13 protein-coding genes and 2 tRNA genes are annotated in these 20567 nt (G+C 74.5%); 6 read left to right on the forward strand and 9 right to left on the reverse strand.

The annotated features are described in order from the left end of the window. The first annotated feature begins 83 nt into the window (after positions 1–83). Both ACFYZF_RS25690 and ACFYZF_RS25695 read left to right on the forward strand, forming a co-directional pair. Positions 84–2504 carry a phosphoketolase gene (locus tag ACFYZF_RS25690; RefSeq protein ID WP_387024898.1) on the forward strand — a complete coding sequence of 807 codons (2421 nt, stop codon included), beginning with the start codon at positions 84–86 and terminating at the stop codon, positions 2502–2504. A 39-nt stretch (positions 2505–2543) separates the two neighbouring features. After that, the gene (locus tag ACFYZF_RS25695) at positions 2544–3419 is read left to right on the forward strand and encodes a universal stress protein (RefSeq protein ID WP_387024900.1); all 876 of its coding nucleotides are present in this window, start codon (positions 2544–2546) and stop codon (positions 3417–3419) included. Here ACFYZF_RS25695 and ACFYZF_RS25700 read toward each other — a convergent pair. Then, positions 3398–5719 (reverse strand): heavy metal translocating P-type ATPase, encoded by a 2322-nt coding sequence (locus ACFYZF_RS25700; RefSeq protein ID WP_387024902.1) that lies wholly within the window; start codon positions 5717–5719, stop codon positions 3398–3400. The two genes, ACFYZF_RS25695 and ACFYZF_RS25700, sit on opposite strands and share 22 nt — an antisense overlap. A 212-nt stretch (positions 5720–5931) precedes the next feature. Between ACFYZF_RS25700 and ACFYZF_RS25705 the strand changes: the two genes are divergently transcribed. Both ACFYZF_RS25705 and ACFYZF_RS25710 read left to right on the forward strand, forming a co-directional pair. Further along, the gene (locus ACFYZF_RS25705; protein ID WP_387024904.1) at positions 5932–6936 is read left to right on the forward strand and encodes an Acg family FMN-binding oxidoreductase; all 1005 of its coding nucleotides are present in this window, start codon (positions 5932–5934) and stop codon (positions 6934–6936) included. A 78-nt stretch (positions 6937–7014) separates the two neighbouring features. Then, complete coding sequence (locus ACFYZF_RS25710; RefSeq protein WP_387024968.1) at positions 7015–8715, forward strand: GAF domain-containing protein; 1701 nt, start codon at positions 7015–7017, stop codon at positions 8713–8715. A gap of 49 nt (positions 8716–8764) precedes the next feature. Here the strand turns inward: ACFYZF_RS25710 and ACFYZF_RS25715 are convergent, their stop codons facing one another. Further along, a complete protein-coding gene (locus tag ACFYZF_RS25715; protein WP_387024906.1) occupies positions 8765–10180 on the reverse strand; it encodes a sulfatase-like hydrolase/transferase in 1416 nt (471 codons plus the stop codon). Between the two features lie 236 nt (positions 10181–10416). Further along, the gene (locus ACFYZF_RS25720; RefSeq protein ID WP_387024908.1) at positions 10417–11055 is read right to left on the reverse strand and encodes a response regulator; all 639 of its coding nucleotides are present in this window, start codon (positions 11053–11055) and stop codon (positions 10417–10419) included. A gap of 188 nt (positions 11056–11243) precedes the next feature. Here ACFYZF_RS25720 and ACFYZF_RS25725 point away from each other — a divergent pair, with 188 nt between their 5' ends. Next, positions 11244–12218, forward strand: coding sequence for an Acg family FMN-binding oxidoreductase (locus tag ACFYZF_RS25725; protein ID WP_387024911.1), 975 nt, complete (start codon positions 11244–11246; stop codon positions 12216–12218). 39 nt (positions 12219–12257) lie between these two features. Here the strand turns inward: ACFYZF_RS25725 and ACFYZF_RS25730 are convergent, their stop codons facing one another. From ACFYZF_RS25730 to ACFYZF_RS25745, 4 genes are all read right to left on the reverse strand, one after another. Beyond that, the gene (locus tag ACFYZF_RS25730) at positions 12258–13256 is read right to left on the reverse strand and encodes a reductase (RefSeq protein WP_387024913.1); all 999 of its coding nucleotides are present in this window, start codon (positions 13254–13256) and stop codon (positions 12258–12260) included. Positions 13257–13353: 97 nt separating this feature from the next. After that, positions 13354–15189, reverse strand: a complete 1836-nt coding sequence (gene recQ, locus ACFYZF_RS25735) for a DNA helicase RecQ (RefSeq protein WP_387024915.1) — start codon at positions 15187–15189, stop codon at positions 13354–13356. A 132-nt stretch (positions 15190–15321) separates the two neighbouring features. Further along, positions 15322–15396: transfer RNA gene (locus ACFYZF_RS25740), tRNA-Val, on the reverse strand. A 63-nt stretch (positions 15397–15459) separates the two neighbouring features. Next, positions 15460–15532 (reverse strand) — tRNA-Gly (locus tag ACFYZF_RS25745). Between the two features lie 206 nt (positions 15533–15738). Between ACFYZF_RS25745 and ACFYZF_RS25750 the strand changes: the two genes are divergently transcribed. Then, entirely contained in the window at positions 15739–15978 is a 240-nt protein-coding gene (locus ACFYZF_RS25750) for a DUF6458 family protein (RefSeq protein ID WP_387024916.1), read from the forward strand. Positions 15979–16034: 56 nt separating this feature from the next. Here ACFYZF_RS25750 and ACFYZF_RS25755 read toward each other — a convergent pair whose 3' ends face one another. Both ACFYZF_RS25755 and ACFYZF_RS25760 read right to left on the reverse strand, forming a co-directional pair. Next, on the reverse strand, positions 16035–17039 hold the full coding sequence (locus ACFYZF_RS25755) for a ParB/RepB/Spo0J family partition protein (RefSeq protein ID WP_387024918.1): 1005 nt from the start codon (positions 17037–17039) through the stop codon (positions 16035–16037). A 139-nt stretch (positions 17040–17178) separates the two neighbouring features. Next, positions 17179–20553 (reverse strand): BTAD domain-containing putative transcriptional regulator, encoded by a 3375-nt coding sequence (locus ACFYZF_RS25760; protein ID WP_387024970.1) that lies wholly within the window; start codon positions 20551–20553, stop codon positions 17179–17181. Positions 20554–20567: the final 14 nt, after the last annotated feature.

Raw genomic sequence — 20567 nt, forward strand, 5'->3', positions numbered from 1 at the left:
GGGTGGGCGACGAGGCTGGACACGCCGGGAAGGCCGGGACACCGGGATGCGAAAGTCCCCGATCCGCGAGAGGGTAACGCAGCATGGACACCGCTGTAGACCTGCACAGTCCCCTGACCGAAGACGAGCTGCGCCAACTGGACGCGTACTGGCGGGCGGCCAACTACCTGACCGTCGGGCAGATCTACCTGCTGGACAACCCGCTGCTGCGGGAGCCGCTGCGACCCGAGCACGTCAAGCCGCGGCTGCTCGGCCACTGGGGCACCAGCCCCGGCTTGAACCTGCTCTACGCCCACCTCAACCGGATCATCGTCGACCGGAAGCTACCGACGATCTTCATCACCGGCCCCGGGCACGGCGGCCCCGCCCTGGTGGCGAACACCTGGCTGGAGGGCACCTACAGCGAGCTGTACCACTCGGTAAGCCGCGACGAGACGGGCATGCAGCGGCTGTTCCGCCAGTTCTCCTTCCCCGGCGGCATCCCGAGCCATGTCGCCCCGGAGGTGCCGGGTTCGATCCACGAGGGCGGTGAGCTGGGGTACGCGCTGAGCCACGCGTACGGCGCCGCGTTCGACAACCCGGACCTGCTGGTCGCCTGCGTGATCGGCGACGGCGAGGCGGAGACCGGCCCGCTCGCGGGGAGCTGGCTGTCCAACGTCTTCCTCAACCCGGCCCGGGACGGGGCGGTGCTGCCCATCCTGCACCTGAACGGTTACAAGATCGCCAACCCGGCGGTGCTGGACCGGATCCCCACCGACGACCTGCTGAACATGATGCGCGGCTTCGGCTACCAGCCGTACGTCGTCGCCGGTGACGACCCGGCGACCGTGCACCAGCTCCTCGCCGCCACCCTGGACCGGGCGGTCGACGAGATCGCCGACATCCAGCGCCGGGCCCGTTCCGGCGGCGCGGTCGAGCGCCCCCGCTGGCCGATGATCATCCTGCGTACGCCGAAGGGCTGGACCGGCCCGGACACGGTCGACGGCAAGCAGGTGCAGGGGACGTTCCGCGCCCACCAGGTGCCGATCTCCGAGGTGCGTGACAACCCGGAGCACCTGGCCGAGTTGGAGCGCTGGCTGCGCAGCTACCGGCCGGAGGAGCTGTTCGACGCCACCGGCGCACCGGTCGCCGAGCTGGCCGCGCTCCCCCCGAAGTGCGACCTGCGGATGAGCGCCAACCCGGTCACCAACGGCGGGACCGTGCTGCGCGACCTGACCCTGCCGGACTTCAGGGAGTACGCGGTCGACGTCGAGCGGCCCGGCGAGCCGACGGCCGGGGCCACCGGCGTGCTCGGCAAGTGGGTCCGCGACGTGATCGCCGCCAACCCGCAGACGTTCCGCCTGTTCGGCCCCGACGAGGTGGCCTCCAACCGGCTCGGCGCGGCCTTCGAGGTCACCGACCGGGCGTTCGTCGCCGAGACCACGGCCGGCGACGACCACCTCTCCCCCGACGGCCGGGTGATGGAGGTGCTCTCCGAGCACCTGTGCCAGGGCTGGCTGGAGGGGTACCTGCTGACCGGCCGGCACGGCATCTTCACCAGCTACGAGGCGTTCATCCACATCGTCGACTCGATGGTCAACCAGCACGCCAAGTGGCTGAAGGTGACCCGGGCCATCCCGTGGCGGCAGCCGGTGGCCTCGCTGAACTACCTGCTCTCCAGCCACGTCTGGCGGCAGGACCACAACGGCTTCTCCCACCAGGACCCAGGCTTCATCGACCACGTGATGAACAAGAAGGCCGAGGTGGTCCGGGTCTACCTGCCGCCGGACGGCAACACCCTGCTGTCCACGATGGACCACTGCCTGCGCAGCCGGCACTACATCAACGTGGTCGTGGCCGGCAAGCAGCCCGCGCCGAACTGGCTGACCATGAACGAGGCGATCCAGCACTGCCGGCGCGGCCTGGGCATCTGGGACTGGGCCAGCACCGACGACGGCGACGAGCCGGACGTGGTGCTCGGCTGCGCCGGGGACGTGCCGACGCTGGAGACCCTGGCCGCCGCCGAGCTGCTCCGCCAGCACCTGCCCGGGCTCAAGGTGCGGGTGGTCAACGTCGTCGACCTGATGCGCCTCCAGCCGCCGTCGGAACACCCGCACGGCCTGCCGGACAGCGAGTTCGACACCATCTTCACCCGCGACAAGCCGATCATCTTCGCGTACCACGGCTACCCGTGGTTGATCCACCGGCTCACCTACCGCCGGGCCAACCACGACAACCTGCACGTGCGCGGGTACAAGGAGGAGGGCACCACCACCACGCCGTTCGACATGGTGATGCTCAACGACCTGGACCGGTTCCACCTGGTGATCGACGTGATCGACCGGACGCCGGGCCTGGCCTCCCGGGCCGCGCGCCTGCGCCAGGAGATGGTGGACGTCCGGCAGGCCTGCCGCGACCACACCCGCCGCTTCGGCGAGGACGACCCGCGGGTGGCCGAGTGGCGCTGGATCCGGGAGACGGCCCCTGAGGCACCGAAAGGCGGGTCCGGTGAGCGCGAGGAGTGAGCTTGCGAGCCCCGCAGTCGCGAACGAAAGGCGAACCCGATGAGTGACGAGATCCTGGTCGGCTACGACGGTTCCGCCGATGCCACCGTCGCCCTGAACTGGGCGTTGGACGAGGCGGAGCGCACGGGACGGCCGGTCCGCCTGGCGTACGTCTTCGAGTGGGTGACCGTGGCCGGCTGGATCGGCCCCGGGGTGGCCCCCGGCATCTGGCCCGACGAGACCGCCCGGCGGCAGGTGGAGGAGCTGGTCGGCACGGCCGCCTCCGACGCCGCCGCCGCGCGACCCGGGCTGACGGTGCACGGCGAGGTGTTCGACGGGCCGCCGGCGCTGGTGCTGGAGGAACGCTCCGCCGAGGCCGGCCTGCTGGTGCTCGGCAGCCGGGGTCACGGCGGATTCGGCGGGCTGCTCGTCGGCTCCACCGCCGTGTCGGTGACCGCACACGCCCACTGCCCGGTGGTGGTGGTCCGTGACGCCGCCGCCGCAGGCCGCGCCGGGCGGGTGGTGGTCGGGGTCGACGGGTCGCCGACGTCGCTGCTGGCCCTCGGGTTCGCCGTCGAGCGGGCGGCCCAGCGGGACGTACCGCTGCACGTGGTGCGGGCCTGGGAGCCGGCGGCGGGCGGCGGCCCCGCCCCCGACGGCGCGGTGGCGGCGGAGCGGGCGGCGCTGGAGGAGCCGCTGGCCGGGTGGCGGGAGACGTTCCCCGAGGTCGAGGTGACCGTCGACGTGGTGACCGGCCGCCCGGCCCGCGCGCTGGTCGAGGCGAGCCGGGACGCCCAGCTCGTGGTGGTCGGCACCCGGGGCCGAGGCGGGCTGCGCGGCATGCTGCTCGGCTCGGTCGGCCAACAGCTCATCCAGCATGCCCACTGCCCGGTCGCGGTGGTCCGCGAGCACCGTCAGTCGCGCAGCGAGAAGTAGTCCTCTTCCTCCTGGGCCAGGTGCAGGCGCAGGACGGCGTCGAGGCCGTACAGGGTGGCGAGCAGGTCGGTGACCTGGTCGGGACGCGGCGGCCCGGCGCCGGCCTGCGCCAGGTGCCCGCCGATCCCGTCGACCAGCCGGCGGATCTCCACGTGCCCGCGGCTCATCGTCGAGGTCGCCTCGTCGCCGCCGAGCGGCCCGGCCAACGCCGGATAGAGGTGCTGCTCCTCGGCCGCCTCGTGCGGCAGCACCTGCCCGACGAGCCGCCGATGGACCTCCCGCAGGGCGGGCACGCAGTCGGGCGAGTCCGGGTGGGTCGCGACCAGGTCGGCGGTGTCCCGCAGGTCGGCCAGCACGTCCCGGATGCCGCCGTGCTCGCCCGCGTACCGGTCCAGCAGCTCGCCGGTGGCCGCCGGGACGTCCCGGCGGCGCAGCCCCCCGCCGAGGGCGCGCAGCGCGTTGAGGATCACCACCACGTCGATGCCCTCCTGGAGGAACGCACCGGCCACCGGTGGCAGCTTCCCGGCCGCCGCCACCAGCATCGCCGCCACGGCCAGCCCCATCCCGACGACGGCGCTCTGGGTGGCGATCCGGCGGGCGTGCCGGGCGATCTCCACGGCGTCGGCGAGCCGGTCGAGCCGGTCGACGGTGAGCACCGCGTCGGCGACGCCGGCGGACGCGGTCGCCCCGGTGGCCCCCATCGCCACCCCGACGTGCGCCTCGGCCAGCGCCGGGGCGTCGTTCACCCCGTCGCCGACCATCACGGTGACGGCCCGCTCCGCCTCCTGACGGACCCGGTCGGCCTTCTCCTGCGGGGAGCACCGGGCCAGCAGGTCGTCCACGCCGACAGCCCGGGCGACCTGCTCGGCGGTCGCCTGGCGGTCGCCGGTGACCATGACCAGCCGGGTCAGGCCGGCCTCGCGCAGCCGTCGGACGGTCCGCCGGGCGTCGGGGCGTACCGGGTCCTCCAGCAGGATCGCCCCCAGCGGCCCCCGCTCGTCGCTGACCCAGACCACGGACCGCCCGGCCAGCTCGGCGCGTTCGGCGGCCCCGGCCGCCCACTGCGGCAGTTCCCCGTCGAGCTGGCCGACCCGGACCAGCCGCCCGTCGATCCGACCGCTGACGCCGCGCCCCGGCTCCTCGGTCACCCCGGTCGGCTCGGCCAGCGGCAGGCCCCGGTCCCGGGCCTGCCGCACCAGGGCGGCGGCCAGCACGTGCGGGGAGAGCTGCTCCACCGAGGCCGCCAGCCGCAGCACCTCGTCCCGGTCGCCGCCGGGCGCGACCACCGTCTCGGCGGCGCGGGGCCGGCCGGCGGTGAGCGTGCCGGTCTTGTCGACCAGCAGGGTCCGGGCCCGGCCCAGCAGCTCCAGCGAGCCGCCGTCGCGGACCAGCACCCCGCGCCGGGCCGCCCGGGACAGCCCGGAGACGATCGCGATCGGGGTGGCCAGCAGCAGCGGGCAGGGGGTGGCCACCACCAGCACCGCCACGGCCCGCACGAACTCACCGGACAGCAGCCAGCCCAGGCCGGCCACGACCAGGGTGAACGGCACGAACGCCGCCGCGTACCGGTCGGCCATCCGGACCATCGGGGCCTTGTGCGCGGTGGCCTCCTCGGCGAGCCGGACGATCCCCGCGTACGTGCTGGCCGCCGCGCTCTTCGTGGCCCGCAGCCCGAAGCCGGCCCCGGCGTTGACCACGCCGCTGGCCACCGGCTCCCCCGCCGCCCGCGCGACCAACTGGGACTCGCCGGTCACCACCGACTCGTCGAGGGTGGCCGCCTCCTCGACGGTCCCGTCGACGGGCACCACGTCCCCGGGGCCGACCACCAGCCGGTCGCCCACCGCCACCCGGTCCAGCGGGACCGTCTCGATGCCGCCGCCGGGCCGACGCCGCCGCGCCGAGCGCGGGGCCCGCTCCAGCAGGGCGCGCAGGTCGCGGGTCGCCCGGCGCTGGGCGTACGCCTCCAGTGCGCGGCCGGTGGCCAGCATCAGCGCGATCACCGCGCCGGCCAGGTACTCGCGCACGACGAGCGCGCCGGCCAGCGCGAGGACGGCGATCACGTCCACCCCGAACTGCCGGTGCCACAGCCGGCGCAGCGTCGACCAGGCGGCCGGGGCCAGCGCGGCCACCGTCGCCGCCGCCCACAGCCAGTCCGCCGCGGCGCGTCGGCCGGCGAGCCACAGCCCCGCCCCGACCAGCACGCCCACGGTCAGCGCGGTCAGCGGCCCCCACTCGCGCCCCCGCGCCCAGCGCCGCCGCACCGGCTGCTCCGGCACGCACTCCCGCGCCTCGGTGCCCACCTGCGGATCCTCTCAACCACGGATACCGGCGAGGATGCCAACCGACGAATCATCCGTCCGACCTGCCATGATCGGCGGAGGCGAAGCGCCCGGGCGGTACGGGACCCACGGACCCGTGCGACCGGGCAGCCCGTGCCGCAGGATGGAGCGGCAACCCCGCCCGGAGCACCGCCGGGCTGGGGCACGATGGGCAGAGACGAAAGGTCGTGACGATGAGCCACGAGACGCCGGACCGTGCGTTGACCACCGCCCTCGCGGAGGCCGCCGCGATGGCCGGTCACGCCCCCTCGGTGCACAACACGCAGCCGTGGCGCTGGCGGGTCCTGCCCGACGCCCTGGAGCTGCACGTCGTGCGGGAACGCCAGCTGTCCGCCGCCGACCCGGAGGGCCGGCTGGTCACGCTGAGCTGCGGCGCGGCCCTGCACCATGCCCGGGTGGCACTGGCTGCCGAGGGCTGGGCCTTCGTGGTCGAGCGGATCTCCGACCCGGGCGATCCTGAGCTGCTGGCCCGGCTCACCGGCCTCAAGCGCGCCGAGGCGGACCCGGACGCCATGCACACGGTGCAGTGCATGCAGGTCCGGCACACCGACCGGCGGCCGGTCAGCGACGAGCCCGTGCCGACCCCGGCTGTCGACGACATCACGAAGGCGGCCGCCGCCGAGGGCGCCCGGTTGCAGATCCTCAACGCCGACCAGGTGATGGATCTGGCCGCCGCGGCATCGCGCGCCGGGTCGGTCGAGGCGGAGGACCCGCAGCTGCGCGAGGAGCTGGCCTACTGGACGAGCCGCCCGGGCACCGGCACCGGCCTGCCGCCCGAGGTGCTGCCCGAGCAGGCACCGCAGACCACCGTGCCGGGTCGGGACTTCGGCCGCCCCGGCATCCTGCCGGTCGGCCAGGGCCACGACCGGACGGCGGTGTACGGGCTGCTCTTCGGCGACGAGGACGAGCGGGACAGCTGGCTGCGCGCCGGTGAGGCGCTCTCCGCGGCGTGGCTGACCGCCACCCGGCTGGGCGTGTCGATGGTGCCGCTGTCCGGCGTGGTGGAGGTGGAGGGGACCCGGCAGTCCCTGCGCCAGGTGCTCACCGGGATGGGGTACCCGTACCTGGTGCTGCGGATGGGGCTCGCGGACCCGGCGCACGCCGGCCCGCCGCACACCCCGCGGCTGCCCACCGAGCAGGTCGTGGACACCTCGGCGGTGCGCTCCGCGGGCGGGTGACGGCCAGGCCACCGGGGCCAGGGGCCGCAAGGCCACGGGCGATAGCATCGGCCGGTGGCCAGCAGCACACCGAACCCGATGCACGAACACGTCACCCCCTCGCTGGGGCTGAGCCCGCTGTCGCGGGTCCGGCTCGACGAGCTGCTCCAGGAGATGCTGGACCGGGTGGGCGAGGTGGTCACCAGCCGGGAACGGCTGCGCGCCCTGCTCGACGCGGTGGTCGGCATCGGCACCGACCTGGACCTGCGCAGCACCCTGCGACGGATCGTGCAGTCCGCCTGCGAGCTGGCCGGCGCCCGGTACGGCGCGCTCGGGGTGATCGGCTCCGACCGGCTGCTGCACGACTTCATCGTGCACGGCATCGACGCCGAGCTGCACGCGAACATCGGCGAGCTGCCGCACGGCCGGGGCGTGCTCGGGCTGCTCATCGACCACCCGCACCCGGTGCGGATGCCGGACATCACCAAGCACCCGCTGTCGTACGGCTTCCCACCGAACCACCCGCCGATGCACAGTTTCCTCGGCGTGCCGGTGCGCATCCGCGACCAGGTGTTCGGCAACCTCTACCTGGCCGAGAAGCAGGGCGCCGCCGAGTTCACCGAGGACGACGAGGAGATCGTGGTGGCCCTGGCCGCCGCGGCCGGCGTGGCGATCGAGAACGCCCGGCTGTACGCGCTGGCCCACCGCCGGGAACGCTGGCTGGCCGCCGCCGCCGAGATCACCTCGGTGCTGCTCGGCGAGGTGCGGCGCACCGACGCGCTGACGCTGGTGGCCCGCCGTGCCCGGGAGGTCGCCGAGGCGGAGCTGGCCGTGGTGCTGCTCTACGACGAGGACGCCGGCGAGTTCACCGTGGAGGTGGTCGACGGTGCCGACGAGCAGGCCCGGGAGCTGGTCGGCGCGGTGCTGCCGGCCGCCGAGACCGCCTTCGCCGGGTCGGTCACCGGCCGGGGGCACGAGCTGATGGAGAACCTGGCCGAGGCGGCGCCCTGGCCGGCGCCGGTGACCACCGGGCCGGCGGTGGTGTCCCCGCTGGCCGCCGCCGACGCCCTGCACGGCGTCCTGGTGATCGCGTACGGGCCGGACCGGGGCGGGGCCACCGACGACGACGTGGCGCTGCTGGGCAGCTTCGCCGGGCAGGCCGCGCTGGCCATGGAGCGGGCCCGGGGGCAGGAGGAGCGGGAGCTGCTGGTGGTCCTGGAGGACCGCGAGCGCATCGCCCGCGACCTGCACGACGTGGTGATCCAGCGGCTGTTCGCCACCGGCCTGCAGTTGCAGAGCGGGGCGATGAACGCCCGCCCCGAGGTGGCCAAGCGGATCAACGCGGCCGTCGACGACCTGGACGCCACCATCCGGGACATCCGGCGGACCATCTTCGAGCTGCGTACCCCGATGAGCGCGGCGCTGCGCACCGAGATCCGTGAGGCGGTCGACGTGGCCGCCGGGTCGCTGGGCTTCCGGCCGACGCTGGAGCTGACCGGGCCGATAGACAGCGCCGTTCCGGAGCCGATCCGCCCCGACCTGACCGCCGTGCTGCGCGAGGCGCTGTCCAACGCGGTCCGCCACGCCGGGGCCAGCCGGGTCGCGGTGGCGGTGACGGTCGACGGCGGCTGGGTCACCGTCACCGTCACCGACGACGGCCGGGGCTGCGACCCGGCCGCCGCCCGGGGCGGCCTGGTCAATCTCCGTGAGCGCGCCGAGCGGCACGCCGGCGACTTCGAGGTACGCCCGGCGAGCCCGAGCGGGACGGAGCTGCGCTGGTCCGTCCCGCTCCGCGACTGAGCCCGGGCCCGGCCCCCGCTCCCGCCGACGAGTGGTCAGGCCGGTCGGTTCAGGGGTAGCGCAGCAGGGTGGCGTCGATCGCCTCCCAGCGGCTGCGCAGCGCCCCGACCAGGTCCGGCTGCTGGCGGGCCCGGTTGGCCTGCTCGCGCGGGTCGGCGACGAGGTCGTACAGGGTGTCCGACCCGCCGGTGCCGCGGAAGTACTTCCAGCGCCCCAGGCGCAACGCACGGTTCCCCTTGGTGCGCCAGAACAGGGCCCGCTCCGGGGCCGGCTCCCCCCGCAGCAGGTAGCCGGCGAGGCTCGCGCCGTCGAAGGGGTGCCCCGGATCCGGCCGCGCCCCGGCGATCTCGACCAGGGTCGCCGTCCAGTCCTGGGTCACCACCGGCTCGTGGCTGACCTGGCCCGGCCGGACGCGGGCGGGCCAGCGCAGGATGGTGGGCACCCGGATACCGCCCTCCTCGAGGCCGCCCTTGCCGCCGGTCAGCGGCCACTGGTGGGAGAACCGTTCGCCCCCATTGTCGCTGGCGAAGACGACGACCGTGTCCCGCTCCTGGCCGGTCTGCCGCAGCGCGGTCAGCACCTGCCCGACGGCGCGGTCGAGGTTCTCCACCATCTTGCGGTACGTGTCGAGGGAGCCGCCGTCGCGGTGGAACAGCGCGCCGCTCTCGCCCGCCCGGAGGCGCGCGGTCAACTCCGCGCTGACCGCCCGGTCGCCGGGGGCCTCCCAGGGCCAGTGCGGGCTGGTGAAGTTCAGGTTCAACAGCCAGGGGCGGCGGTGCGCGCGCCGGACGAACGCGGCGGCGCGGTCGGCGACCGTGTCGGTGTAGTAGTCCAGGGACTCCACCGGCACCTCACCCTCGTACAGGTCGTGCTGGCCCAGGTGGCTGACCTTGGAGTAGTAGTCGAGGCCGCCGGAGAAGTTGCCGAAGAACTCGTCCCAGCCCGACCGCAGCGGGCTGAACCAGGGCAGGAACCCGCAGTGCCACTTGCCGTACATGGCGGTGGTGTAGCCCGCGCCCTTGAGCAGGGAGGCCAGCGTGGGGTGCGCCGGGGGCAGGCCCTCCAGTTCGTGGGCCCGGGCGATGGGCTCGGACAGCCCGCCGGGCAGCCGCCCGGGGTAGCGGCCGGTGTAGAGGGCGAAGCGGGTCGGGGAGCAGACGGCGGCGGCGGAGTAGCCGTTGGTGAAGCGGACCCCGTCACGGGCGAGCCGGTCCAGGTGGGGTGTTCGGATGTCGGGCGATCCGTAGCTGCTGAGGTCGGCCCAGCCCAGGTCGTCGCCGAGGATGACCAGCACGTTCGGCCGTCCCGTGGGGCGCTGGCCGGGGGTGTCGGCGCGGAACGGCCGCTCGTCGGGCCCGCCCGCGAGCGCCTGTTCGGGCGTGAGCGCCGACGCGGCGACTGCCCCGGCGACTCCCGCGATGCCGCCGATGATCTGCCGCCTGGTCTGGCCGTCCGATGGTGCCATGAGCCCTCCCTAAATCCTGTTTTTCCTATCGGGACAGTAGGGAGTTGGCCGTCGAAAGGCAAGGGCGCGTCCCGGCAGTCGGAAAGCCAGCCGGAACTGGGACCACCGAACGGCAAATGAGCTCGGCCGCACGCTGGCGCACGCCCTCCCGGCCCGCCCGGGGCGAAGCCTCTCGGCGGGCTGACCTACGGGATCCGGCAGGGCCAGGGCCTCGGGCCGGCCAGCGGCCCGGTCGCCTAGCTGCGGGGGCCCAGCAGGCGGGTGGCCAGGACGGCGGCCTGGGTGCGGCGCTCCAGGCCGAGCTTTGCCAGCACGCTGGAGACGTAGTTCTTCACCGTCTTCTCGGCGAGGAACATCTTGCCGGCGATCTCCCGGTTGGTCAGCCCTTCGGCGACGTACTCCAGGATGCGGCGCTCCTGCTCGGTGAGGGCCTTCAGCTCATTCGGCTGCTCCACGCCGCTGCGGATGCGCTCCAGCACCCGAGTGGTGATCGCCGGATCGAGCAGCGACTGCCCGGCGGCCACCCGGTGCACCGCGTCGACCAGGTCGGTGCCGCGGATCTGCTTCAGCACGTAGCCGGACGCGCCGGCCATGATCGCCGCGAACAGCGCCTCGTCGTCCTCGTACGAGGTGAGGATCAGGCCCTTGATCGACGAGTCCACGGCGCGGACGTCCCGGCACACGTCGATGCCGTTGCCGTCGGGCAGCCGGGCGTCGAGGATCGCCACGTCGGGCCGCAACGCGGGGATGCGGCGGGCCGCCTCCTGGGCGGAGCCCGACTCACCCACCACCTCGATGTCGCCGCTGCTGGTGAGCAGGTCGGCAAGGCCACGACGGACGACCTCGTGGTCGTCGAGAAGGAACACCCTGATCATCCCCCATTTCTACCCCCTCGCGCCGCCACCCGCACGGGCCGAAGGTCCCGACGCCGACCGCAGGCCGCCTGGGCAGGGGGGCCCGGGGCAGAGGGGACATCCGGCCCTGCCCGCACGCCGCCCCGATCACGCACTGTGGGTGTGGACCGAACGGGACGGCAGGAACTGCCACGGGAAGGAGCACCACCATGGAGACCGACTTCACCGTCGAGCAGCTCAGGGCCGCCGCGGCGGACGCCGTCCGGGCACCGTCGCTGCACAACACCCAGCCGTGGCGGTTCCGGCTGCGCGACGGCGGGATCGAGGTGACGCTGGACCGGGAGCGCCGGCTGCCGGCGACCGACCCGAGCGGCTGGGGCGCCCGGATCGCCTGCGGGGCAGCCCTGTTCAACCTACGGCTGTCGCTGGCAGCGGCGGGCACCCCGGCGAAGGTCCGGCTGCGCCCGTACCCGACGGAGACCGACGTGCTCGCCCGGCTCACCCCGGACGCGCCACGCCGCCCCACCCCGGCCGAGCAGAGCCTGTACGCGGCCATCCCGCACCGGTTCAGCAACCGCACCCCGTTCTGGCCCGACCCGGTGCCCGCCGACGTCCGCTGGCGGCTCGGCGAGGCGGCCCGGGCCGAGCAGGGCTGGCTGGAACTGGTGATCGGGGTGAGCGCCGTGAACGCGTTCGCCGAGATCGCCCGCAGCGCCAACCGGGTCCTGGAGCGCGACCCCGCCTACCGCGCCGAACTGGCCGACTGGGTACGCACCGCGCCCGCCCCCGACGGGATCCCGGCCGCCGCAGGCGGCCCGCTGGGCGAACCGCAGGACCTGCTGCCCAGTCGCGGCTTCGGCGGGCGCGACCGGGCCCCGGGGCGGGACTTCGAGCCGGAGCCGCTGGTCGCCGTGCTCGGCGCGACGGGCAACACCACCACCGACCAGGTGATCGCCGGCCAGGCCCTGCAACGGGTGCTGCTCACCGCCACCGACGCCGGGCTGGGCGTGTCGATGCTCTCCCAACCGATCGAGGTACCCGGGGCACGGGAGGCGCTGCGGCTGTCCCTGGGCCGGTTCGGCACCCCGCAGATGGTGATGCGTATCGGGTACGGCCAGCCGGGCTCCCCGACCCCGCGCCGCAGCGTCGACGAGGTGCTCGACCTGCCGGTAGCCCGGGCCTGACCCGCCCGACGCGGGACGGGCCGACGCCGCGCGGCGGGGTCAGCGGGCGGCCGCGAGCAGGGCGGCCTCCCGCTGCGGGGCCAGGCCCACCGGTGCCCGGGGCGGGCGGCCGGCGCGCGACGGCACCGTCCCCACCTCGCGCAGCCAGGCCCAGGTGTCGGCGACGGTCTCGGCCGCCGGCCGGCAGGCCAGCCCCGTCGCGTACGCCCGCTCGACGTCCCGCTCGTGCAGCCAGCGGTACTCGTGCCCGACGGGGATCCAGATCGGCAGGTCGTTCCAGGGCTCCACGCCGGCGGCGAGGATCGGCTCCGGCGCGGTCCAGCGCAGCCGGGCCGCCGAGCCGGTGGCCGCGACGCAGGCGTCGAGCAGCTCGCCCATCGTCGCGTGCCCGGTCCGCGACACCACGTTGTACGCCCCGCCGGACCCCGCCGCGCCCCGGTCCAGCAGCCAGATCGCCAGGTCACGGACGTCGACGTACTGCACCGGCAGGTCCGTGGGGCCGGGCGCGAGCACGTCGCCGCCCCGGGCGATCCGGGTCAGCCACCAGGGCAGCCGCCCGATGTCCTCGCCCGGCCCGAGGATCAACCCGGCCCGGGCCAGCAACGCCCGGTCGCCGAACACCTCCACGGCGGCCCGCTCCCCGCCGGCCTTCAGCTCCGGGTACCCGCCGTCGGTGGCGTCCGGCTCGGCGGCCACGACGCGCGCGTCCTCGGCAGCGCCGAGCGGGAACGGCAGCGCGTAGACGGATCCGCTGGATACGTAGCCGTACCAGCCCACCGAGCCGCGCAGCGCCCGGGCCGCGTCCCGCACCGCGCGCGGCGCGCCGGCCCAGGTGTCGACCACCAGGTCCCACTCGCCGCCGGCCAGCGCGGCCAGGCCGCCGGGCGCCGTCCGGTCACCCCGCAACAGGTGTACGCCCGCCGGCGGCGCGTCGCGCAGCCCCCGGTTGAACACCGTCACCGACCAGCCGCGGCGCACCGCCTCGCCGACCGTCGCCCCGCCCACGAAGCCCGTGCCGCCCAGCACCAGAAGTCTCATCCGCCCACAGTGCCGGCCCCCGGCCGGGGCGACAACGGCGTTCACCGGCAGCGGATCTGCCGACGGCAGAACCGCCCGACCGGCCCGCTCGCGGAGGTCAGCCGGCGAGGGCGGCGAGGAGATGTTCGCCGTACCGGGCGAGCTTGGCCTCCCCCACCCCGTTGACGCGGGCCAGGTCGTCGAGCGTCGACGGCGGGTCGACGGCGATCTGACGCAGCGTCGCGTCGTGGAACACCACGTACGCGGGCACCCCCTGCTCCTTGGCGGTGGCCGCCCGCCAGGCGCGCAGCCGCTCGAACACCGGCTCGGCCGCCGGGGTCAGCTCGACGGCCGCAGTCGCGCCGGGGCGGGTCTTCGCCGACCGGGTCCGCGCCGGCCGGGCCGCCTCGCGGCGCATCGGCACCGGCCGACGCCGGCCCAGCACCTCGGCGCTGGTGTCGGTGAGGACGAGAGTGCCGTAGTCGCCCTCGACGGCGAGCAGACCCTGGGCGAGCAGTTGCCGGACCACGCCCCGCCACTCGGCCTCGCTCAGCTCCTCACCGATGCCGAACACGGTCAGCGCGTCGTGCCGGTGCTGGGTCACCTTCTCGGTGCGCCGGCCGAGCAGGATGTCGACGCACTGCCCCGCGCCGAACTTCTGGTTCCGTTCCCTGTGCAGTCGCAGCACCGTCGACAGCAGCTTCTGCGCGGCGACCGTGCCGTCCCAGGACTCGGGCGGCTCCAGGCAGGTGTCGCAGTTGCCGCACGGCCCGCTGTCCTGGCCGAAGTAGCTCAGCAGCCGCACCCGGCGACACTCCACGGTCTCGCAGAGGGCCAGCATCGCGTCGAGGTGGGCGGCGAGCACCCGCCGGTGGGCGAGGTCGCCCTCCGAGGAGTCGATCATCTTGCGCTGCTGCACGACGTCCTGGAGCCCGTACGCCAGCCAGGCGGTCGACGGCAGGCCGTCCCGGCCGGCGCGGCCGGTCTCCTGGTAGTAGCCCTCCACCGAGCGGGGCAGGTCGAGGTGGGCGACGAAGCGCACGTCCGGCTTGTCGATGCCCATCCCGAAGGCGATGGTGGCGACCATGACGAGGCCGTCCTCGCGCAGGAACCGCTTCTGGTTCGCGGCGCGGGTGGCCGCGTCCAGGCCCGCGTGGTACGGCAGCGCGGAGACGCCGTTGGCGACCAGGAGTTCGGCCGTCTTGTCGACCGAGGCCCGGGACAGGCAGTAGACGATGCCGGCGTCGCCGGGGTGCTCGGTGCGGATCAGGTCGAGCAGTTGCTTGCGGGGCTCGCGCTTGGGGGCGATCCGGTACTGGATGTTGGGCCGGTCGAAGCTGGCCACGAAATGCCGGGCCCCGGTGAGGCCGAGCCGGGTGGCGATCTCGGTGGCGGTCGCAGCGGTGGCCGTGGCGGTCAGCGCGATCCGGGGCACGGTGGGCCAGCGCTCGTGCAGCATCGACAGCGCCAGGTAGTCGGGGCGGAAGTCGTGGCCCCACTGCGCCACGCAGTGCGCCTCATCGATGGCGAACAGCCCGATCCGGCCGCGCTCCAGCAGCCCGACCGTGGCGCGGCTGCCCAGCGCCTCCGGGGCGAGGTAGAGCAGGTCCAGCTCCCCGGCGAGGAACGCCGCCTCGACCCGCCGCCGGGCGTCGAAATCGAGGGTGGAGTTGAGGAAGCCGGCCCGCACCCCGACGGCGGTCAGCGCGTCGACCTGGTCCTGCATCAGGGCGATCAGCGGGGAGACGACCACCGCGACGCCGTCGCGCACCAGCGCGGGGATCTGGTAGCACAGCGACTTGCCGCCGCCGGTCGGCATCAGGACCAGGGCGTCGCCGCCGCCGACCACGTGGTCGATGATCTCCTGCTGCTCGCCGCGGAAGGCGTCGTAGCCGAAGACCCGGCGGAGCACGCCCAGCGGAGTCTCGGTGAGCGTGTCGCTGGGGGAAGTCATCGGGCGAGTCTACGAGGAGTCCCCGACACCGTCCCGTCCCACACCGACCCGCCCGCTGACCTGGGCGTGGCCGCCCTCATGACGGGTGCGGCCGGCCGGTGGCCGAGATAGGAAAGAAGGACCGTGCGTATCTGGTGGGCGATACTGGGTTTGAACCAGTGACCTCTTCCGTGTCAAGGAAGCGCGCTCCCACTGCGCCAATCGCCCGCGGGCACCCGGCCCGAACAGGTCGGGGACGGCGGCGGTCGGCCCCCGACGGGGCGGATCGCGAGCGGACGACGGGATTCGAACCCGCGACCCTCACCTTGGCAAGGTGATGCGCTACCAGCTGCGCTACGTCCGCGTGTCGCCGATGCTCTCGGTGACGGGTGAACTGTACCCGACGACAAGATCGCCGACGGCACCGGCCCACCGGCGTCCGACCGCCACCGGAAGGTACCGCCGGGGGAGAACTACGCGGACCACTTCCAGAGTCGTCCGATTACGCGGTTCACCCACGGGGTACTTCCCTCCATCGACAGCACACTGCATCCCCCGAAGGAGGCTGTCGTGGGTATCGGCACAAGCATCTTCCTGATCGCGGTCGGCGCGATCCTCACGTTCGCGCTCGACGCCAACCTCGGCGGCGTCGACCTGGACGTCGTCGGCTGGATCCTGATGGCCGCCGGCGTGCTCGGCCTCGTCATGACCACGCTGGTCTGGGGCCGTCGCCGCGAGGTGGTCACCACCACCGAGCCGGTGGAGTACCGCCGGGTCGAGGAGCGCCGGGACGTCACCCCACCGCTGTAGGTAGCGTCCGCCGACGGATCGTCGCGGCGCGGATGACACCGTTCGCCCGCCGGTGTTCAGGCCGCCCGCGGCGGGGCCTCCTCGTCGCCGAACTGATCGGCGAAGTCGAGCCAGCCGCCGGCGCAGGCGCGCGCCACCGCGTCCAGCGAGCGCCGGCAGTGGTCCGGCAGCGCGTCCGCCGTCGGGCCGGAGCGGTCGAGGAAGGCCAGCGTGGCTGACACCATTCGCAGCAGCGCCCGGCCCTGATCCGTGTAGCGCAGCGCCGGCTCCCGGGTCAACCATTCCAACTGCTCGCGGATCCTCAGCACGGCGGGCTGACCGGCGTCCCCCGAGGGCCGCTGCCCCGCCGCGCCGTCGGTGCGCCGGACCCCCTCGGGGCTCGCGGCCAGCAGGCGCCGCTGTACGTCCAGCGCGGTGCCGACGGACACGCCGGCGCGGCGGGCCACCACACGCAGGCTCGCCCCCGGCTCCTCGCGCATGATCTGCTCGGCCGCGCGGCGTCCCTCCTGGGCGGAGAGCGGGTGGCGCCGGCCGTCGCGGCCGATCCGGGTGTCCAGCCGCTGGCTGCCGTCGGCCGACTCCTGCCGCAACGTGGCGACCGTACGCGGCGCGACCCCGCACACCGAGGCGATCCAGCGGTCTGAACAGTGCGGATACGTGCCGAGGATGCGCCGCACCGCCGCCGCGCGGTCCCCCGCGCGCAGCGTCTTGCCGTGGACCGCGTTGAGCCGCACCGCGACGACGAAGGCCTCGTCGCAGGTTCCCTCGAAGTACACCACGGGCACCTGCCGCTGACCGCGGGCGCGCGCCGCGGCCAGCCGGTGCGACCCGTCCATCACGCGCATCGTGTCCCGGTGCACCACCAGCGGCGGCAATTCCTCCGTCAACCCGGCCAGGTGCCGGGCGTACGCGCCGTCGATCCCCCCGAGCCGGGGAGACAGCCCTTCCCGCAGCAGGGTGACGTCCACCCATTCGATCTCGTTGCGGACACGCCTGAGCACGTCCTCTATCCGCTTCTGCGACAGCACGGCGTGCTGCGGCACGACGTCGGTCGTTGTCACCGGTGCAGGCCCCATCGCTTCTGCTCCCCATCGGACGACAGCTACCCGAACAACCGCCCAGGCTCAGGTGGGCAGGCAGAAGCTATCGTGACATCGTCGCAGGTGGATACAGGCTGAGTACAAGGCCGGTACAGGCCCCTCAGCGGTCCGCCGTCAGCAGATCCCGGAGGCGGTCGGCCAGCACCTGCGCGCCGACCGCGCGGTACGCGGCGACGGCCGCCGCGCCCGTCGCCGGCGCCTCGTCGGCGTCGGTCGCGGCCAGGCAGCGGGCGAGCGCCGCCAGCGCATCCGCCTCGACCATCCGGAAGTCGTGCGCCGTCGCCAGCTCACGGGCCTCCGCCGCGCAGCCCCGGGCGAGCCCGTACGCCCCCAGGTCCAGGTGCACGACGGCCAGCCCTACCTGTGCGCGCGCGGCGAAGTAGGGATAGCCGTTCTGGCGTGCCATGTCCAGCGCCTGCCGCAGGCAGCGCAGCGCCCCGGCGGGGTCGCCCCCGGCCCGACGCGCCTCCCCCATCGTGCACAACAGCGCAGCCTGCGCCCGCTGGTCCCGGACGATCACCGCGAGGTCGTACCCCTGCTGGGCGGCGCTCAGTGCCCGGGCCGCGTCACCACGCTGCGCGTAGAGCTGACTCAACTCGTCCAGGGTGGACAGCTCCCCGTGCATGTTGGGCCGGGCCCGGTAGCCGGCCAGCGCGGCCGTCAGGTGCTTCTCGGCCGCGCCTTCCTGACCGAGCTGGCGCAACACCATGCCCAGGTTGCCTCGGGTGGACAGCACCGACGCCGTCCGGCCGGCTGCCGCGTTGCTCCGCAGGGCGTCGCGCAGGCACTCCGCCGCCTCCGCCAACTGGCCCTGATCGGCGTACATGGCACCGAGCCCGTTGAGCGCCAGCCCTCGCACCGCCGCCAGCTCGGCGCGGTCGCCGCACAGCCGCAGCGCCTCCCGGTACCCACGTTCCGCCTCGTCCAGGCGGCCCTGCTCGGCCCGCACCACGCCGATGTTGTGCCACAGGTACGGAGCCGCCGCCGGCCAGTCCGATCCCCGGGACAGCCGCTCGCCGGCCCGGTAGTCGGCCAGTGCCTGCGCGTGCCGGCCCAGCGCCCACATCGCCTGGCCGCGGCTGAGCAGCATCGCGGCCCGGCCGGCCCGGTCGGCCGCCGCGGTGGCGGCCCGCAGCCCGGCTTCGGCGGTACGCAGCCAGCGGTCGACGTGTCGGCGGATCAGGAAGTACCCGCGTAGCTGGTCGGCCAGCAGCCAGCTCAGTTGCGGCCGAGCGCTGTCCGCGGCCCGCTCGACCAGCGCCAACAGCGCCCCGGCCTCCGCGTCCAGCCAGCGCATCGCCGCCTCCTGGTCGGCGAAGGGCCCGCCGCCGGAACTGGTGACCAGCCGCACCATGCCCGGGTTGAGCAGTTCGACCGCCTCCGTGGCCGTCCGCAGCGACCAGGAGTACAGCCGGTTCCGGGCGGCCTCGGCGTCGGCCGGGTCCTCCTCGTCCACCAGCCGCGCCGCGTACAGCCCGAGCAGGTCATGGAAGCGGAACCGCTCGGCGGTGTACTGCAGCAGCATGTTGGCGTCCAGCAGCTCGCCCAGCACCAGGTCGGCCTCCCCCTGGCCCACGCCGAGCAGTTCCGCGGTGGCTTCGACGCCGAAGTCGTCCCCCGGATGCAGCGCACACAGCCGGAACGCCCGGCGGACCGGCTCGCTCAGGTCCTGGTAGCTGAGCTGGAAGCTGGCCAGCACGCTGGTGTCGCCCGCGCTCAGCTGGGTCAGCCGGTGGTTCTCGTCGCGCAGCCGGTGGGCCAGCTCCGACGTGGTCCAGGCCGGTCGGCTGGCCAGCCTTCCGGCGGCGATGCGCAGCGCCAGCGGCAACTGCCCGCAGGCGACCGCCAGCTCACGGGCGGACTCCGGATCGGCCGACACCCGGCCCGCGCCCACGGTCGAGTCCATCAGCCGGACGGCGTCCGGGGTGGACAGGGTCGCCAGGTCGACGATCAGCCAGGGCGACAGGTCGGGCAGCCTGCGCCGGCTGGTCACCAGCGCGTCGCTGCCGCCCGGGCCCGGCAGGAGCGCCCGCACCTGCGCCGCATCGCGGGCGTTGTCCAACACCAGCAGCATCCGGCGGTCGGCCAGGGCGCTGCGCAGCAGCGCCGACGCCTCCTCCTCGTCCGGCCCTATCCGGCCGGCCGGCACCCCGAGCGCGCGCAGGAAGCGTCCCAGCACCCCCGTCGGGGTCGCCCGCCCGCTGGGACCGCTGCCCAGGTCTGCGTACAACTGACCGTCCGGATACTCGTCCCGCAGCCGGTGCGCCAGGGTCAGGGCCAACGCTGTCTTGCCGACACCCGCCGAGCCGCTGATCAGCACCACCCGCATCGACGCCGGGGCGGAACGGGCCAACTCCGCGCCGATCTGGTCCAGTTCCCGCTCGCGGCCGACGAAATCGGACGGCCCCGCCGGCACCTGCCGGATCGAGTTCGTCCGGGGCGACGGGGCGACGGCCGCCGGCCACTGCTGCCGAAGCACCGCCTCGTAGGCGTGGCGGAGCTGCGGCCCCGGATCGACGCCAAGCTGTTCGATCAGTGCCCGGCGGACCCGGTCGTACGCGGCCAACGCCTCGGCCTGCCGGCCGGACGCCACCGCCGTCATTATCAGTTCGGCGTGCAGCGGCTCGTGCAGGTCGAGCCGCTCGGCCAGCTCCCGCAGCAGCGGCAACACCTGCTCCTGCTCGCCCAGTTGGCGGCCGAGCGCGGCGGCCTGGCACAGCAGCGTCGCGTACTGCTCGAACAGGGCGGCGACCGGCGGGGTGCCGCGCAACTGCTCCACATCGGTCTCTCCGCGCCACAACCGGGCCGCCGCGAGCAGTTGCCGCAGCGCCTGCGCGGGATCGTCGGCGGTGTGGCCGGCCTCGACCAGCTCACGGAAGCGCAGCAGGTCAGAGTGGTCGGCGTCGAGCGCCAGCCGGTATCCACTGCCAGAAGCAACCAGTACGCCTGTCCCCTCCGCCCCCCACAGGCGGCGCAGCCGGCCGACGTAGCTGTGCAGCAGGTTCAGCACGGACGGCGGGCGAGCCTCACCCCACAACAGGCCCATCAACTCCTCGCGCCCCACCACCTCGCCCCCGGCCAGTGCCAGCCGGGCCAGCAGACAGCGGTGTTTCGCCGAACCGAGCCGCAGCTCGGTGTCGCCGTGCCGAAGGATCAGCGGGCCGAGCACCGCCACGGTCAGGGCCCCGGCACCGGCCGGTTGTGAGGGCTGCGCCCGCCGCGACCGCGCCGCCGACGCCACCTGCCTCAGCTCGGCGGCGTTCTCCGCCCCCGCCGCGCTGAGGTAGTCGGCGAGCGCGTGCAGGGTGGCGGTTCGGGGCACCCGGGTGCGCCCCTGCTCCAGATCACGGATCGCCGCGATGCTGACGTTCGCGGAAATCGCCAGGTCCCGCTGGGTGAGGCCGAGTTGCTCGCGTAGCCGGCGCAGCTGCGCCGAAACGGGCTCGGGCGCATCGGCAGCCCCGTGACCGGCCATCTCGGACACCGGAT

This window comes from Micromonospora sp. NPDC001898, from assembly GCF_042891255.1.
Lineage (GTDB): Bacteria > Actinomycetota > Actinomycetes > Mycobacteriales > Micromonosporaceae > Micromonospora.